The sequence below is a fragment of the Streptomyces hokutonensis genome (assembly GCF_000376565.1).
Taxonomy (GTDB): Bacteria; Actinomycetota; Actinomycetes; order Streptomycetales; family Streptomycetaceae; genus Streptomyces; species Streptomyces hokutonensis.
On sequence record NZ_BARG01000003.1, the window covers coordinates 1 to 14,886 of the forward strand.

The 14,886-nt window shown below is 71.3% G+C and carries 14 protein-coding genes; 9 read left to right on the top strand and 5 right to left on the bottom strand.

All coding sequences use genetic code 11. The annotated features are described in order from the left end of the window. The first annotated feature begins 46 nt into the window (after positions 1-46). The 5 genes from murJ to SSP08S_RS00910 are packed head-to-tail and all read left to right on the top strand — an operon-like array spanning position 47 to position 5,273. Positions 47-1,654 carry a murein biosynthesis integral membrane protein MurJ gene (gene murJ / locus SSP08S_RS00890; RefSeq protein ID WP_078532302.1) on the top strand — a complete coding sequence of 536 codons (1,608 nt, stop codon included), beginning with the start codon at positions 47-49 and terminating at the stop codon, positions 1,652-1,654. Further along, positions 1,638-2,396: a polysaccharide deacetylase family protein gene (locus SSP08S_RS00895; RefSeq protein WP_019065684.1), complete on the top strand. Its 759-nt coding sequence runs from the start codon at positions 1,638-1,640 to the stop codon at positions 2,394-2,396. The genes murJ and SSP08S_RS00895 overlap by 17 nt, the downstream gene beginning before the upstream one ends. Next, positions 2,393-3,544: a glycosyltransferase gene (locus SSP08S_RS00900; RefSeq protein ID WP_019065685.1), complete on the top strand. Its 1,152-nt coding sequence runs from the start codon at positions 2,393-2,395 to the stop codon at positions 3,542-3,544. The genes SSP08S_RS00895 and SSP08S_RS00900 overlap by 4 nt, the downstream gene beginning before the upstream one ends. Beyond that, positions 3,541-4,173, top strand: coding sequence for a YveK family protein (locus SSP08S_RS00905; RefSeq protein WP_019065686.1), 633 nt, complete (start codon positions 3,541-3,543; stop codon positions 4,171-4,173). Before SSP08S_RS00900 ends, SSP08S_RS00905 begins: the two co-directional genes overlap by 4 nt. After that, positions 4,170-5,273, top strand: a complete 1,104-nt coding sequence (locus SSP08S_RS00910) for a GNAT family N-acetyltransferase (RefSeq protein ID WP_026178070.1) — start codon at positions 4,170-4,172, stop codon at positions 5,271-5,273. The genes SSP08S_RS00905 and SSP08S_RS00910 overlap by 4 nt, the downstream gene beginning before the upstream one ends. Positions 5,274-5,295: 22 nt before the next feature. Here the strand turns inward: SSP08S_RS00910 and SSP08S_RS00915 are convergent, their stop codons facing one another. Next, a complete protein-coding gene (locus SSP08S_RS00915; RefSeq protein WP_019065688.1) occupies positions 5,296-6,624 on the bottom strand; it encodes a glycoside hydrolase family 26 protein in 1,329 nt (442 codons plus the stop codon). A gap of 153 nt (positions 6,625-6,777) precedes the next feature. Here SSP08S_RS00915 and SSP08S_RS00920 point away from each other — a divergent pair, with 153 nt between their 5' ends. Together SSP08S_RS00920 and SSP08S_RS00925 are read left to right on the top strand one after the other, a co-directional pair. After that, complete coding sequence (locus SSP08S_RS00920; protein ID WP_019065689.1) at positions 6,778-8,085, top strand: carboxylate--amine ligase; 1,308 nt, start codon at positions 6,778-6,780, stop codon at positions 8,083-8,085. Then, entirely contained in the window at positions 8,085-9,341 is a 1,257-nt protein-coding gene (locus tag SSP08S_RS00925; RefSeq protein ID WP_019065690.1) for an NAD(P)-binding domain-containing protein, read from the top strand. The genes SSP08S_RS00920 and SSP08S_RS00925 overlap by 1 nt, the downstream gene beginning before the upstream one ends. 54 nt (positions 9,342-9,395) lie before the next feature. On the opposite strand, the gene SSP08S_RS00930 is transcribed toward SSP08S_RS00925, so the two are convergent. From SSP08S_RS00930 to SSP08S_RS00940, 3 genes are all read right to left on the bottom strand, one after another. Continuing rightward, a complete protein-coding gene (locus tag SSP08S_RS00930) occupies positions 9,396-10,541 on the bottom strand; it encodes a chaplin (protein ID WP_019065691.1) in 1,146 nt (381 codons plus the stop codon). A 131-nt stretch (positions 10,542-10,672) separates the two neighbouring features. Continuing rightward, on the bottom strand, positions 10,673-10,900 hold the full coding sequence (chpD, locus tag SSP08S_RS00935; protein ID WP_026178071.1) for a chaplin ChpD: 228 nt from the start codon (positions 10,898-10,900) through the stop codon (positions 10,673-10,675). A gap of 301 nt (positions 10,901-11,201) precedes the next feature. After that, a complete protein-coding gene (locus SSP08S_RS00940; RefSeq protein WP_019065693.1) occupies positions 11,202-11,618 on the bottom strand; it encodes a rodlin in 417 nt (138 codons plus the stop codon). A 190-nt stretch (positions 11,619-11,808) separates the two neighbouring features. On the opposite strand from SSP08S_RS00940, the gene SSP08S_RS00945 reads away from it, so the two are divergent. Continuing rightward, entirely contained in the window at positions 11,809-12,222 is a 414-nt protein-coding gene (locus SSP08S_RS00945; RefSeq protein ID WP_019065694.1) for a rodlin, read from the top strand. A 223-nt stretch (positions 12,223-12,445) separates the two neighbouring features. After that, a complete protein-coding gene (locus SSP08S_RS00950) occupies positions 12,446-12,856 on the top strand; it encodes a rodlin (RefSeq protein WP_019065695.1) in 411 nt (136 codons plus the stop codon). A 77-nt stretch (positions 12,857-12,933) separates the two neighbouring features. On the opposite strand, the gene SSP08S_RS00955 is transcribed toward SSP08S_RS00950, so the two are convergent. Further along, on the bottom strand, positions 12,934-14,865 hold the full coding sequence (locus tag SSP08S_RS00955) for an AMP-dependent synthetase/ligase (protein ID WP_019065696.1): 1,932 nt from the start codon (positions 14,863-14,865) through the stop codon (positions 12,934-12,936). Between the last annotated feature and the right edge of the window lie 21 nt (positions 14,866-14,886).

The window sequence follows — 14,886 nt, forward strand, 5'->3', positions numbered from 1 at the left end:
CGGCCAGCCCCGACGGCGCAGCAGTCAACCACCCACCGAGCCACCCCTGATCCCATCCCCCTCACAAGAAAGCCCCGCCCCAGAATCCCGCCGCTTCCTGGCCAAAGCCGCCCTGATCACCGCCGTCCTCTCGATCACCGGCTCCCTCCTGGGCCTCGCCAGAGACCAGTCCCTCGCCCGCCTCTTCGGCGCCGGCAGCGAGACGGACGCCTTCCTCGTCGCCTGGACCGTCCCCGAGTTCGCCGCCACCCTCCTCATCGAGGACGGCCTGGCGTTCGCTCTGATCCCGGCCTTCAGCATGGCGCTGGCCCGCAGAGCGCAAGGCGCCCCCGGCGACCCGGTCCGCACCCTGGTGAAAGCCACCCTCCCCCGCCTCACCCTGGCGTTCGTCGCGGTATCGGCACTGTTCATCGCAGCGGCCCCCTACCTGGTCGAGGCCCTCGCCCCGGGCCTGCCCAACCCCGCGCTGGCGGTGAGCTGCACCCGCATCACCGCGACCTGCGTCCTGAGCTTCGGCCTGGCCGGCTACTGCAGCGCGGCGCTCCGCGCCCACCGCCGTTTCGTCGCCCCGGCGGCGATCTACGTGGCGTACAACATCGGCATCATCGCCGGGATGTACGCCTTCGGCGCCCACTGGGGCGTACGGTCGGCGGCGCTCGGCGTGGCCGCGGGCGGCTTCCTGATGGTGCTGACCCAACTGCCCGCTCTGGTACGCCAGTTGAGAAGCCACAAGCCGACGCTCCCGGACACCGTCGCCGACGACACCACCGAGACCCCCCGTCCGATGAACTTCGCGTTGATGGCGACGGTGCTGCTCTTCGCGCTCTGCCGCCAGTCCCAGGTCCTCATCGAGCGCTTTCTCGCCTCCCACCTCCCCGCCGGCGCCATCTCGCATCTGAACTACGCGCAGAAGGTCGCCCAGATGCCGATGGTGCTGTCGCTGATGCTGTGCACGGTGACCTTCCCGGTGGTCGCGCGGGCGCTCGCCGAGGGCGACACGGAGAAGGCCCGCAACCGGGTGGAGCGGGACCTCGCGCTCGCCGCCTGCCTGGTGCTGCTGGGCGCCGCCACGGTGATCGCGTGCGCCCCGCAGATCATCGAACTCCTCTTCCAGCGGGGCGCGTTCACCGCCCACGACACCGCGGCCACGGCCGGTGTGATGCGGGTGTACGCGCTCGGTCTGCTCGGCCAGACCCTGGTGGGCGTCCTGGTCCGTTCCTACTTCTCGGCGGGCCGCCCCACCTGGTTCCCGGTCGGGGCGATGGCGGCCGGCATCGTCGTGACCTCCTGGATCGGCGCCTGGACGGTCGGCCCCTGGGGCGTCATCGGCATCGCGATCGCCAACGCCACCGGCATCACCGTCACCGCCGTACTCCTGCTGTGCGGCAGCGGCCCGCGCAGTGTCCCGATCCGCACCCGGCAGGTCCTGGTCGAGCTGAGCCGGCCGGTGCGCGCGGCGGCGGTCGCGACGGTCGCCGGGGCCTTCGCCGCCCGCGCGATGCCCTCACCGCTGCTCGGTCTCGTCGTCGGCAGCGCGGCCGTCACCGTCGTCTTCGTCCTGCTCGGCCGGGCCCTGGGCGCCCAGGGCTTCGCACCCGCACTGGAATCCGTCCGCTCCGTCACACGAAGGCTCATCCATGGCCGCTCCCGCTGATTCCCCGACCACCGGCAGTCGCGTCACGGGCCCGGTCCCGTGGGTGGCGATGTACCACTCCGTGGGCGACTGCTCCGACGACCCCTACCGCGTCACGGTCACCCCCGACCGCCTGGACCGGCAGCTGCGCTGGCTGAGCCGGCGCGGGCTGCGGGGCGTGTCCATGGCCGAGCTGCTCGCCGCCCGCGCCCGGGGCGAGGGCCACGGCCTGGTCGGGCTCACCTTCGACGACGGCTACGCCGACTTCGTCGACAACGCCCTCCCCGTGCTGGCCCGTTGGGACTGCGGCGCCACCCTCTTCGTACTGTCCGGCCGACTCGGCGGCGACAACGCCTGGGACCCGCTGGGCCCGCGCAAACCGCTCCTCACCGCGGACGGCATCCGCCGGGCCGCCGCCCAGGGCGTGGAGATCGGCTCGCACGGCCTGACCCACGTCGACCTGACCAAGGCGGACGACGCCACGCTGAAGGCCGAGGTCGCCGAAAGCCGTTCCGTACTCGCCGAGTTGACCGGCACGACCGTCGACGGCTTCTGCTACCCGTACGGCACGATCGACGCCAGAGCCGTGGCCGCCGTACAGGAAGCCGGTTACACCTACGCCTGCGCCATCGACCCCGGCGACCTCAGCGGCCGGCACGCCTTCCCCCGCGTGCACATCGGCCAGAACGACAACGCCGTCCGCCTCTTCCTCAAGTACCGGCTGCACGGACTGCGCCGCCGTCCGGTGGAGGGTCCCGCATGAAGGCCCTGCACATCATCACCGGGCTCGGCATCGGCGGCGCCGAGCAGCAACTCCGGCTGCTGCTGCGCCACTTGCCCGTGGACTGCGATGTCGTGACGCTCACCAACCCGGGCGCGGTCGCCGACGGTCTCACCGCCGACGGGGTGCGCGTCCACCACCTCGGCATGACCGGCAACCGCGACCTCGCCGCGCTCCCCCGCCTGGTGAAAATCATCCGCACCGGCGGCTACGACCTGGTCCACACCCACCTCTACCGCGCCTGCGTCTACGGCCGGCTCGCCGCCCGGATCGCGGGCGTGAAGGCGGTCGTCGCCACCGAACACTCCCTGGGCGACTCGCAGATGGAGGGCCGAAGCCTCAACTCCGGGGTCCGCGCCCTGTATCTCGCGAGCGAGCGTCTGGGCCGCTCGACGGTCGCCGTGTCCCCCACGGTCGCCGAACGCCTCAGGCAGTGGGGTGTGCCGGGCCCGCGCATCGAGGTCGTCCCCAACGGCATCGACCTGCCCCGCTTCCGCTTCGACCCGGTCCAGCGCCTGCGCACCCGCCAGCGCCTCGGCCTGCCGGAGGACGCGTACGTCGTCGGCGGCATCGGCCGGCTCGCGGCCGGCAAGCGCTTCGACGTCCTGATCCGCACCCTGACCCAACTCCCGTCCGACTACTGGCTGTTGCTGGTCGGCGGCGGCCCCGAGGAGAACCTCCTGCGCCGCACCGCCCACGACTGCGGAGTGGCCGACCGGGTGCTGTTCACCGGCGAACGCCCCTACGTCCCGGACGGCACCCCGGGCCCCGACCTGCCCTCCCTCACCTCGGCGATGGACCTGCTGGCCTCGCCGTCCCCCGAGGAGGCCTTCGGCCTGGCCGTCGTAGAAGGTCTGGCTGCCGGGCTGCCTGTGCTCTACGCCTCCTGCCCCGCCGTCGAGGACCTCCCGCCGCAGGCCGCCGCCGACGCGCACCGTGTCCAGGGCGGACCGGAGGTCTTCGCCCGCGCGCTGGCGGCGGCCCGCGCGCGGGGCCCGCGCCCGCGCACCGCGCCGGACGCCGCCCACCACTACTGCATCACCCGCAGCGCCGCCCAACTCATGGACGTGTACGCGGCGGTCTCCACCTCGTCGCCGTCCCCCGCACCCCAGGGAGCCAGTTCCTCATGACCGAGATCCGACAGCACCGTCCGCTCGCCCGCGCGAAGACCCTCCCGGCCTGGTCCCTCCTCGCGGCCGGCGCCGTGACCGGCGGACTCCTCGGCGCCGGCTACGGCCTCGCCAAGCCGCCGACGTACACGGCCACCAGCTACGTCATCGCCGTACCGACCGACAAGGCCGACTCCTCGACCGCGCTCGGCTTCGCGCAGGCCTACGGCCGGGTCGCCACCCAGCTCGCGGTGCTAGGCGACGCGCAGGTGTGGGCAGGGGTGCCGGTGAAGACGCTCCAGTCGAGCGTGCAGACGGCGACCTCGCCGGACGCACCGATGGTCGCCGTCACGGCCACCTCCTCGCGCGCGGACCTCGCCGCCGACATGGCCAACGCCGTGTCCCGCTCGCTGACCGCGCACGCGAACGACGCCAAGGCCTCCACTCACGTCGAACTCCAGACCTTCGCCCGCGCCATCAAGCCGGCCGGCCCCTCCTCGGCCTCGGCCGCGGTGACCGGTCTGGTCGGCGCGAGCGCGGGAGGCCTCCTCGGCGGACTGCTGCTCCTCGTCCGGCCGCGCCGCACCACCGACGAGACCGGCCGCCCGGCCTCCGTGCCCAGCCCGGCCACCGCGGCCGACGTCCTGTGACACCGGTGTACTCGACCGAACTCGTCACCGACGCCCAGGCCTTCGCCGAACTGGCCCCGGCCTGGGGCCGGTTGTACCGGAAGTGCGGCGCGGCGACCCCGTTCCAGTCCCACGCCTGGCTGCACTCCTGGTGGCTGTCGTACGGCCGAACGGGCCGACTGCGCCTGCTCGTTGTGCGCGAGGGCCGCGAACTCGTCGCCGCCGCGCCCCTGATGCTCGTCCGCCGTCCGGTCCCCTCGCTGGTCCCGCTCGGCGGCGCGATCTCCGACTACGGCGACGTCCTCCTGGACGACGACCACGGCGACCCGGCGGTCGCCGCGCTGACGGAGGGCCTCGCGTCCGCCGCCCGCACCGCGCTGATCGACTTCCGCGAGGTACGGCCCGGCGGCGCGGTCGAGCGCGTCTACGACCGCTGGCGCGGCCCGCGCCGCCGCGTCCACGACTCGCTCTGCCTGGAGCTGCCCGCCGTACCGATGGACGAGCTGGTCGCCCGTCTCCCCTCCTCCAAGGCCCAGCGCGTCCGCGCCAAACTCCGCAAGCTGACGGCATTGGGCGTCGAGCGCGCCGTCGTACAGCCGGACGGGGTGGACTCGGCACTACGGCGGCTGCTGGAGCTGCATCAACTCCAGTGGCAGGGGCGGAAGGTGACGTCCGAGCATCTGCAGACGCGGTTCTGCGAGCACCTGGTCCGCTCGGTCGGGCCGATGGTCCGCTCCGGGGACGCGGTCGTCACCGAGTTCCGGCTCGACGAGGACGTGGTCGCCGTAGATCTGACGCTGCTGTCGCGGCGGCTCGCGGGCGGGTATCTGTACGGCGCGCATCCGCGGCTGCGGGAGCGGAAGGCGGACGTGGCGGTGATGCTGCTCGACGCGTGCGCCGAGCACACCGGCACCGACGGGCCCGGCACGCTCAGTCTGCTGCGGGGCAACGAGCCGTACAAGCACCACTGGCGGCCCGAACCGGTCGTCAACCAGCGGCTGTTGCTGGCCCGGAAGCGCACTGCCCCGCTGATGGCGGCGGTCGTCTGCGACGTCGCCGCGCGCCGGCGGGGCAAGGCGTTACTGCGGAAGTGGAGGGAGCGCGGTGGCGACGGACCGTGAGCGGCCCGCCGCCACCTCTGGTTCAGCGGTCGCGCTGCCACCAGTCGAACTTCACGCACAGCTTCCCGCCGAGCCAGTACTCGACCCAGTCGCCGAGTTCCACGGGCGAGCAGTTGGCCGGGTGCGTCGGGGTGGGCGGTGTGGTCGGCTTGGGCGGCTCCGGGGTGACCGGCGTCGTGGGTGTCGTAGGTGTGGTCGGAGTCGTGGGTGTGGTCGGGGTCGGTTCCTCCGTACGGCCGAACAGGACCGAGCGGTAGACCTTGGACGACTTCGGGTTCTGGGAGCACTGCCACACACCGTGCGGGCAGTAGTCGGTCACCGTGTTGTACAGCGGCTTGTGCTCGTCCATCCAGGCGAGCATGCGCTTCATGTACTCCGCGTTGTCGCCATTGCGGAAGAGTCCCCATTCAGGATAGGAAATGGGCTTGCCGTGGGATTTGGCGAAGTCCACGTGTTCCTGGAGTCCGTAGGGCTCTTTCACCTGCTCGTCGAACGTCAGCCCGGACGGCTGGTCGTACGAATCCATTCCGACGATGTCGACCGTGTCGTCCCCCGGATAGCACTGCGTCCAGGGAACGGCGTCCCGGCCGCGGCTCGGAGTGAAGTCGAACCGGAATTTCTGGCCCGGCACCGAGCGCATCGTGGTGACGATCCTGTTCCAGTACTTCTTCCAGGCCTCCGGGTCCGGCCCGCAGCGAGAGGTGTACGTGGTGCCGTTCATCTCCCAGCCGAGCACGATCACCGTGTCCGGCACCTTCAGGTCGACCAGCCGCTGGGCCAGGGCCTTGAAGTGCTGATCGAACTGGCCGGCCGCGCCCAGCTGGAGCAGCCGCCGGACCTGCCAGTCGGAGACACCGTCCTCGTTGTGCTCCTGCATGGGCACGTTGAGGACGAGCATCCGGTCCGTCTTCTCCGTGCGCCAGTCCGCCCATACGTCGAGGAGGCCGGGGGCGCCCTCGATGTCGCTCCAGTGGTTGCCGGGCAGGTAGGTGTGGCCGACGCGCAGTTCGGCGCCGCCCAGCCAGCTGCTCAGCGCGGCCATCCGGGCCACACCGCGGGCACCGGAGTCGAGGAAGGCACCGAAGGCCGGAGTCTCCTTCGGCGCGGGCGTCTTCACCGGTGCGGCGATGGCCGGGGTCGTCGGCGCGGTGACCGCGGGTGCGGTGGCCGTAGGCGTGGCGGGCACGGTGCTCGTGGGCGCGGTGGTCACGGGAGCAGGCGGATCGGTGGCCCGCGCCACCCCCGCTCCCGCCGCGAACCCGGGACCCGACGCGAAAGCCGCCGACGCGGCGACCGTGGCCGCGACGAAGGCCAGCCGGGCGGTTCGGGACCGTCGTTGCTGTGGGGCCATGCCTGCTCCTCTCTCCACTCTCGTACTCCGTTCCGACTTTGCTTTTCCTTCTACTGACACTCAGTCATATGAATATGAATTACGCCACCGCCATTACGGCTTCCGAGTTCCTCCATCGCCCGCACGGGTGAACCGAACCGAAGGAAACAGTCCGTGTCGCTGCTCGACATCCGTGTCCCCGCAGTCCTGTTGCGGATCGACCGGAATCCCTTTCACCACGGAACGCTGGGGGCCGTGCGTTCGCTCGGCAGGGCGGGAGTGGAGGTGCATGTGGTCGCCGATTCCTCGGCAAGTCCCGTACGCAGCTCCCGCTTTGTCTGCCAGATGCATCCCCCGCCGGCACCCGGCGCCTCCCTGGCCGAGATCGCCGTCACGCTGCGCCGGGTGGCCGCGCGGATCGCGCGTCCCGCCGTGCTGATCGCGATGGACGACGCGAGCGCGATCGCCGTCGGCCGGCTGCGCGACGAGCTCGCGCCCTCCTATCTGCTGCCGCAGCAGCCAGGCGCGCTGGCCGAACGGGTCGCCGACAAGGCGGAACTGGCCGCCGTGTGCGCGAGCGCGGACATCCCGCACCCGGTGACGCTGATCCCGGAGAGCCCCGCGCAGGCCGCGAGCGCCGCCTGGCAACTCGGGCTGCCGGTGGTCGCGAAGTGGAGCCGGCCCTGGCTGGTGCCGTGCGGGACCGGGCTGCGCTCCACGGTGGTGGTGCACAGCGCGCAGGAGGCGCGCGAGTTGTATCTGCGCGCGGAGGAGGCGGGCAGCCGGCTGCTGCTGCAGGCGTTCCTGCCGTCCGGGCCCGATCGCGACTGGTTCTTCCACGGCTACGTCGACCGCACCGGCGCCGTGCGCGGCGGCGGCCCGGGCCGCAAGCAGCGGGCCTGGCCGCGCGGGGCCGGTCTGACGGCGGTGGGCCGCTGGACGCCCAACCCGCAGGTGCAGGCGCTCGCCGAACGCCTCACCGCCGAGCTCGGCTACCGCGGCATCTTCGACCTGGACTTCCGCCGCTGCGGCACGACCGGGAGCTACCACCTGCTCGACTTCAATCCGCGGCCCGGCGCGCAGTTCCGGCTCTTCACCGACAGCGCGGGCCTCGACGTCGTCCGCGCGCAGCACCTGGACCTGACCCACCGTCCGCTGCCGGACGGGGCACCCCGGCCCGGACGCTCGTTCGTGGTGGAGAACTACGCGCCGCTCAGCGCGCTGCGCCCGGCCCCCGCCGGACGCGAGCTGGCCTGGTACGCGCCGGACGACCGGGCACCGGGCCGGGCGATGTGGGGCCTGTGGGCCGGACATGTGCTGCGCAAGCTGCGGGGGCGGCTGGGCGGCGGGCCGGTGCCGGCCCGCACGGCGGCGCGGGTGGTCCGGCAGTCGGGCGCGAGCCCGCTCGACGAGCCTGCCGAACAGGCCGAGTTGACCAAGTTGACCGAGTTGTCCGACGACGAGAAAGCGAGCAGTTGCTGATGTACGACCTGCTGGTGGTGGGCGCGGGCCCGTACGGCCTGTCCATCGCGTCCCACGCCGCGGCCGCCGGGCTGAACCTGCGCGTCTTCGGCAGGCCGATGGCGTCCTGGCGCGACCACATGCCCCGGGGCATGTTCCTCAAGTCGGAGCCCTGGGCCTCCAACCTGTCGGACGCCGAGGGCCGTTGGCCGCTCGACAAGTACTGTGCGGGCCAGGGCGTCGAGGCCCGGCACGGCGAGCCGATCCCGGTCGAGATGTTCGCCTCGTACGGCCTGTGGTTCGCGCGCAACGCCGTGCCCGAGGTGGACGAGCGGACCGTGGAGCGGATCGCCCCGGTGCCCGGCGGCTTCGAGGCGGTGACGGACGACGGCACGGTGCTGCACGCCCGGACCGTCGCCCTCGCGGTCGGTGTCATGCCGTTCGTCGAAATCCCGTCCGCGCTACGGGGGTTGAGCCGTTCCCTCGTCTCGCACAGCAGCCATCACAGCACGCTGGACGACTTCCGCGGCAAGGACGTCACGGTGATCGGCGGCGGCCAGGCGGCACTGGAGACGGCCGCCCTGCTCGCCGAACAGGGCACCCGGGTAAGGGTGTTGGCGCGGGCCGGCGAACTGCACTGGAACGACGTACCGCCGGCCTGGGAGCGCCCGTGGTGGCAGGAGGCCCGCTCCCCGCACAGCGGCCTGGGCCCCGGCTGGCGCAACTGGTTCTATGCCGAGCGCCCCGACCTCTTCCGCCGTCTCCCGGAGTCGACCCGGGCCAGGATCGCGGCCAACGCCCTTGGCCCGGCCGGTGCTTGGTGGGTGCGGGACCGGGTCGAACCGGCGGTGGAGGTGCTGCTCGGCCACGAGGTCGCGGCGGCCGACCTGGTGCCGGGCGGGGTACGCCTGGAGACGGTGGGCGGGGCGGGCGGGACACGCTCCCTGGAGACCGAACACGTCATCGCGGCCACGGGGTTCAAGGCCACGACCGGCCGACTCGGGCTGCTCTCCGGTGAGTTGAGGGGATCCCTGGCCACGGTGGGCGACGGCTCCCCCGAGGTCGGCCGGGACTTCGAGTCCTCGCACCCCGGCCTCTTCATGGCGGGCCTGCTCACGGCCTCGGGCTTCGGCCCGGCGATGCGCTTCGTGCACGGCGCCACGTTCACCGCGGGCGCGCTGGTCCGGGGAGTCCGACGCCGGCTGCGCTCGGAGCCGCGCGGCGGGATGATCCCGGCGCCGGGGCGGCGGGGCGCACTGGATTTCGTACGACGGTGACCGGGTAGTGCGGCGCGGGTGTGCCGGGCGGTGACGTCCGGCACCCCGTGCGCCTTACCTACGGGACGCGGCCCGGCCTCGTCGGTAGAGGATCGTGCCACCCGCGATCAACGCGGCACTGACAGCGGAAGTGGCCAGCATGGCCTCACTGCCGGTGTGCGCCAGAACGGGCGGCGGGGTGTGACTCCCACCGTGCGGCGGCGGGGTGTGGTTGCCACCCGTGGGGGGTGGCGTGTGGTTGCCACCCGTGGGGGGTGGCGTGTGGTTGCCACCCGTGGGGGGCGGTGTGTGGTTGCCGCCGGTGGGCGGAGGGGTGTGATTCCCACCGCTCGGAGGCGGGGTGTGATTTCCACCCGTGGGCGGAGGGGTGTGATTCCCACCGCTCGGAGGCGGAGTGTGGTTCCCGCCCGTGGGGGGAGGGGTGTGGTTTCCGCCGGTGGGCGGCGGGGTGTGGTGGTCCCCGCCGGTGGGCGGAGGCGTGTGGTGATCCCCGCCCGTGGGAGGCGGCGTGTGGTGATCCCCGCCCGTGGGAGGCGGCGTGTGATGGTCACCGCCCGTGGGAGGCGGGGTGTGGTGATCCCCACCCGTGGGAGGCGGCGTGTGGTGGTCACCGCCGTGCGGAGGCGGCGGCGTCTCCTCGCAGTCCTCCGGCTTGCCATGGCCCGAGTCACCGGAGCCGTAGCCCCCGTGGTCACCGGAACCGTAGCCTCCGTGGTCACCGGAACCGTAGCCTCCGTGGTCACCAGAGCCGTAGCCTCCGTGGTCACCGGAGCCATAACCCGAGTGATCGCCCGAGCCGTAGCCCGAGTGATCGCCGTAGCCATGGCCGGAGTGGCCGCCGAAGCCGTAGCCCGAGTCATCGCCGTAGCCGTAGCCCGAATCGTCGCCCCCGGAGCCGTAGCCCGAGTCGTCGTCGGAGTCGTCGTAGGCCTGCTCGGCCCACCGGTGGTGTCCGGTGTGCTCGCCGTGCCGGTGCGAATCCTTGCCGCCGGCACAGGAGTTGCCGAAGGTCGGGTTGAGCCCGGACACGCCGTCGACGGAGTTGCCGCAGGCGTTGACCGGCGCGTCGACAGGGACCGAGAGGCTGTTGCCGGACAGGACGCCCGGCGAATCCTTGGCAGCGCCGGCCGTGTACGTCTCGGCCACGGCGGGGCTGCCGCACAGGGACAGAATGCTTGTCGCGGCGGCGGCCGCGACCATTCCCTTACCCAGGGTCTGTCGCAATCTCGTTGTCTTCCTGCTTGAAGAAGTGGGAAAAAAAGCCGGCCTTGGAACAGGAAAGTGTCCAAGGCCGGCCGTGACACAGCCGGAGCGGCTGGTGCGTTGCGTCGTCAGTCGTTGACGCAGGTGTTGCCGAACGCCGGGTTCAGCAGGCCGATCACGTCGATCGAGTTGCCGCACACGTTGACGGGGATGTGCACGGGAACCTGGACCACGTTGCCCGAGAGGACACCCGGCGAACCGATGGCGGCACCCTCGGCACCGGCGTCGGCGAAGGCCGGGGCGGCCATACCGAGAGCCATGATCGCACCAGCGACAACAGCAGCGCTCTTCTTCATGAACGTTCCCTTCTCTGCGGTCATGCCCTATGACGGCCGAAACCGAGCGAGCACAGCTTGGGCGGCTCGCACCATGACCTGCAGCCTGTGAAACGAGGGATAGACACAGGAAGAAACTGAAGAACGCGTGTCACCTGACAATTCACTCGATCGTCGGCACTGAATTGACGCGATGGCCGCACCAACGCAGAAACGCTTCTCTTCAAGGGAAGGCAGAGGGCGGACAGTTTTGAAAAACGACAAGGGCGGCCCGTACGGAAAAATTCCGACGGGCCGCCCCGGCCACCGCATTGACGGACGATCAGCTGCCGATGGCGCCGTTGCCCGACAGCACCGGGATGTTGTCCGCGATGTGCGACAGCGGCTCGTCGCCCTTGGCCTGGGTGGAGTTCTCGGTGCACTGCTGGTTCTGCGGGGCCGACAGGATCGGGACGTCCTGGAGGACGGTGACCGGCACCAGCACGCCCACGATCGAAGCCGCGTTGACCTTGGCCGGCAGGCCGACACAGAGCTTGTTCAGGTCGCCCTGGGCGAGCCCGAGCTGGGGGCTCATGTCACCGACGGTCTTGGCGTTGCCGTAGATCTGCTGGGCACCGTTCCCGTCGACACTGGTGACGCCGTTGTCGTTGCCGATGGCCAGCGCCTGCGGGGCGGCCGTCGCCGATACGCCGACGACGGAAGCCGCGACAGCCGTCGCAGCCATTGCCTTCTTGAGCATTTCTGCGGTCCTTTCCTGGCAGAGACACAATTCCTGCTCCCCCATCAACCGGGGTGGGCCGGATTGGTTGCGTGACTTCACCCGGTTGGATTCATCTGGGCCATTGGAGTGAATCGGAGCAACCATGCGGCCCGGTGCCAGTTGTTCAGGTCGCTCCGGTGGACGGGGTTACTCCAGAAGGGATCATGAAGTGATCAAGAAGGTTATGGCTGCTGCGGCTGTCGCCGCTTCCGTCGTCGGAGCCTCGGCTGCCGTCGCCGCCCCGGCGATGGCGATCGGTAACGACAACGGCGTCACCACGACGAACGGCAATGGCGCCGAGCAGGTCTACGGCAACCAGGCCACGTACGGCAACATGAGCCCGCAGATGGCGCTCATCCAGGGCTCGCTGAACAAGCCCTGCATCGGCCTGCCGGCCAAGGCGAACCTGGCCTCGCTGGTCGGCGTCGTGCCGGTCACCGTCGCCCAGGACGTGCCGATCCTCTCCGCGCCGCAGAACCAGCAGTGCACCGAGAACTCGACCCAGGCGAAGGGCGACGAGCCCCTGTCGCACATCCTGGACAACATCCCGGTCCTGTCGGGCAACGGCTCCGCGGGCAGCTGATCCCCGGACGCGCACCACGGGCCGCCGAACGCTCGGCGGCCCGTTGGTTTGCCCTCCGCGCGCGGACCGTCCACGGGGCGCTTTCGCCGGCTCCTGAGCCGACTTGTCACCCCAGCAGACTTATTGCTCCATTCAGGGCAAAGGCCGCAACCAAACCGGCCATCACCCAGTTGATCATCGCGCGGCTCCGCAACGGGAGTCCGTCCTCCGAAAGGGATAGAACATGAAGAAGCTGTGGGCGACCGCGGCTGTTGCCGCCTCCATCGCCGGTGCCACCGCCGCCGTCGCCACCCCGGCGATGGCCATCGGCAACGACGACGGTGTCACCACCACCAACGGCAACGGTGCCGTGCAGAAGTACGGCAACCAGGAGACCAAGGGCGACATGAGCCCCCAGCTCTCCCTCGTCCAGGGCACCCTGAACAAGCCCTGTGTCGGCCTGCCGGTCAAGGCGAACCTCGCCTCGATCGTCGGCGTCGTCCCGGTCACCGTTCTGCAGGACGTGCCGATCCTCTCGGCCCCGCAGAACCAGCAGTGCACCGAGAACTCGACCCAGGCGAAGGGCGACGAGCCGCTGTCGCACATCCTGGACAACATCCCGGTCCTGTCGGGCAACGGCGCCGTGGGCAGCTGACCCCACCAGCACCACGAGAGCGGGCCGCCGAGCACCTCGGCGGCCCGCTTCTCTTGTTTTTACGGCTTCTACGGCTTCTACAGCTGCTTCGGCTTCGCGTAGAGCGCCTCGATGTCGTCCGCGTAGGCCGCCGTCACCACATGCCGTTTGACCTTCAGGGACGGGGTGAGCAGGCCGTTGTCCTCGGTGAACTCGCCCTCGACCAGGGCGAAGGCGCGGATCGACTCAGCGCGGGAGACGGCCTGGTTGGCGTGGTCGACGGCCTTCTGGACGTCGGCGCGCAGGTCCGCGTTCCGCACGAGCTCGGCGAGCGGGGTGTCGGCGGGGAGCTTGCGGACCGAGAGCCAGTGGGCGAGCGCCTCGGGGTCGAGGGTGATCAGCGCGGCGACGAAGGGGCGGTTGTCGCCGACGACCAGGCACTGGCCGACCGGGGCGCGGCTGCGCAGCCGGTCCTCCAGGACGGCCGGGGAGACGTTCTTGCCGCCGTTGGTGACGAGGATGTCCTTCTTGCGGCCGGTGATGGTGAGATAGCCGTCCTCGTCGAGCGCGCCGAGGTCCCCGGTCGCGAACCACTCGTCGCGCAGTACCGCGTCGGTGGCCGCCGGGTTGTTCCAGTACGCGCCGAAGACCACCCCGCCCTTGATGAGCACCTCGCCGTCGTCGGCGATGCGGATCGTGGTGCCGGGCACCGGGAGGCCGACCGTGCCGGGGCGGGGCCGCAGGGGCGGGACGATGGTGGCGGCGGCGGTCGTCTCGGTGAGGCCGTAGCCCTCGTAGACGATGATTCCGGCCGCGGCGAAGAAGAGGTTGAGGTCGCGGTCGAGCGGGGAGCCGCCGCTGATGGCGTACCGCATCCGGCCGCCGAGTTCGCTGCGGATACGGCGGTAGACCAGCAGGTCGTAGAGGGCCCACGCGGCGTAGAGGGCGGGGCTCGGGCCCTTGCCGGTGCCGAGGAACCTGTCGAGGTACGCCTTGCCGAAGCGGACCGCGACGCGGTCGGCGCGGTCGAAGGAGGCGGCGCGGCCCATCCGTTCGGCGGTCGCGCGGCCGGTGTCGTGGATCTTCTCGAAGAGGTACGGCACCCCGACCAGGAACGTGGGCCTGAACTCCCGTAGTGCCGGGCGGAGTTCGTCGGGCTTGATGCTCGGGCAGTGGCCGATCTCGATGCGGGCCATCAGACAGGCGATCTGGAGGGTGCGGCCCATGATGTGCGCGAGCGGGAGGAAGAGGAGCGTCGAGGCGACCTGGCCGGTGACCTCGGTGAAGAGCGGGTGCAGCAGTTCGACCGTGTTGGCGGCCTCGGCGTGCAGGTTGGCGTGGGTGAGGACGCAGCCCTTGGGGCGGCCGGTGGTGCCGGAGGTGTAGCAGATCGTCGCGACCGTGTCGGGGGTGAGAGCGCTGCGGCGCTTGGTGACCTCCTCGTCGGTGATGTCCCGTCCCAGGGTGGCGAGTTCGGCCAGGGCGCCCGCGTCCAGCTGCCAGATGCGCGGGTGTTGGGGGTGGCGGGCGGTGCCCGTCATGACCGTGTCGGTGTTCTCGGTGTTCTCCGTGACGACGAAGCGGGTGGCCGAGTCCCTGACGATCCACTCCACTTGCTCGGCGGACGAGGTCGCGTAGATCGGCACGGTCCGGCCGCCGGCCGCCCAGATCGCGAAGTCGAGGACCGTCCACTCGTAGCGGGTGCGGGACATCACCGCGACCCGGCCGCCCGGTTCGAGGCCTGCTGCTATCAACCCCTTTGCGGTGGCGGTGACTTCACGGGCGAAGGCGGCGGCGGTGACGGGGTGCCAGGTGCCGTTCTGTTCGCGGCGGAGGACCACAGTGTCGGGGGCCTCCGCCGCGTTGGTGAACGGGAGGTCGGCGGTGCTGCCGGTCGTCGGGCGCGGCGCGAGCGGCAGCGTGCTCGCCTCTCGTACGACGCCCCGCTCGTCCCTGCTGAGTTCGACCCGGGTGCGGGCCGCCAGGTCGGTGCGTTGCCGCGCCCGCTTCAGGTCCTTGCGTACGCCCATGTCGGCTGCTCCCGGTCGGCG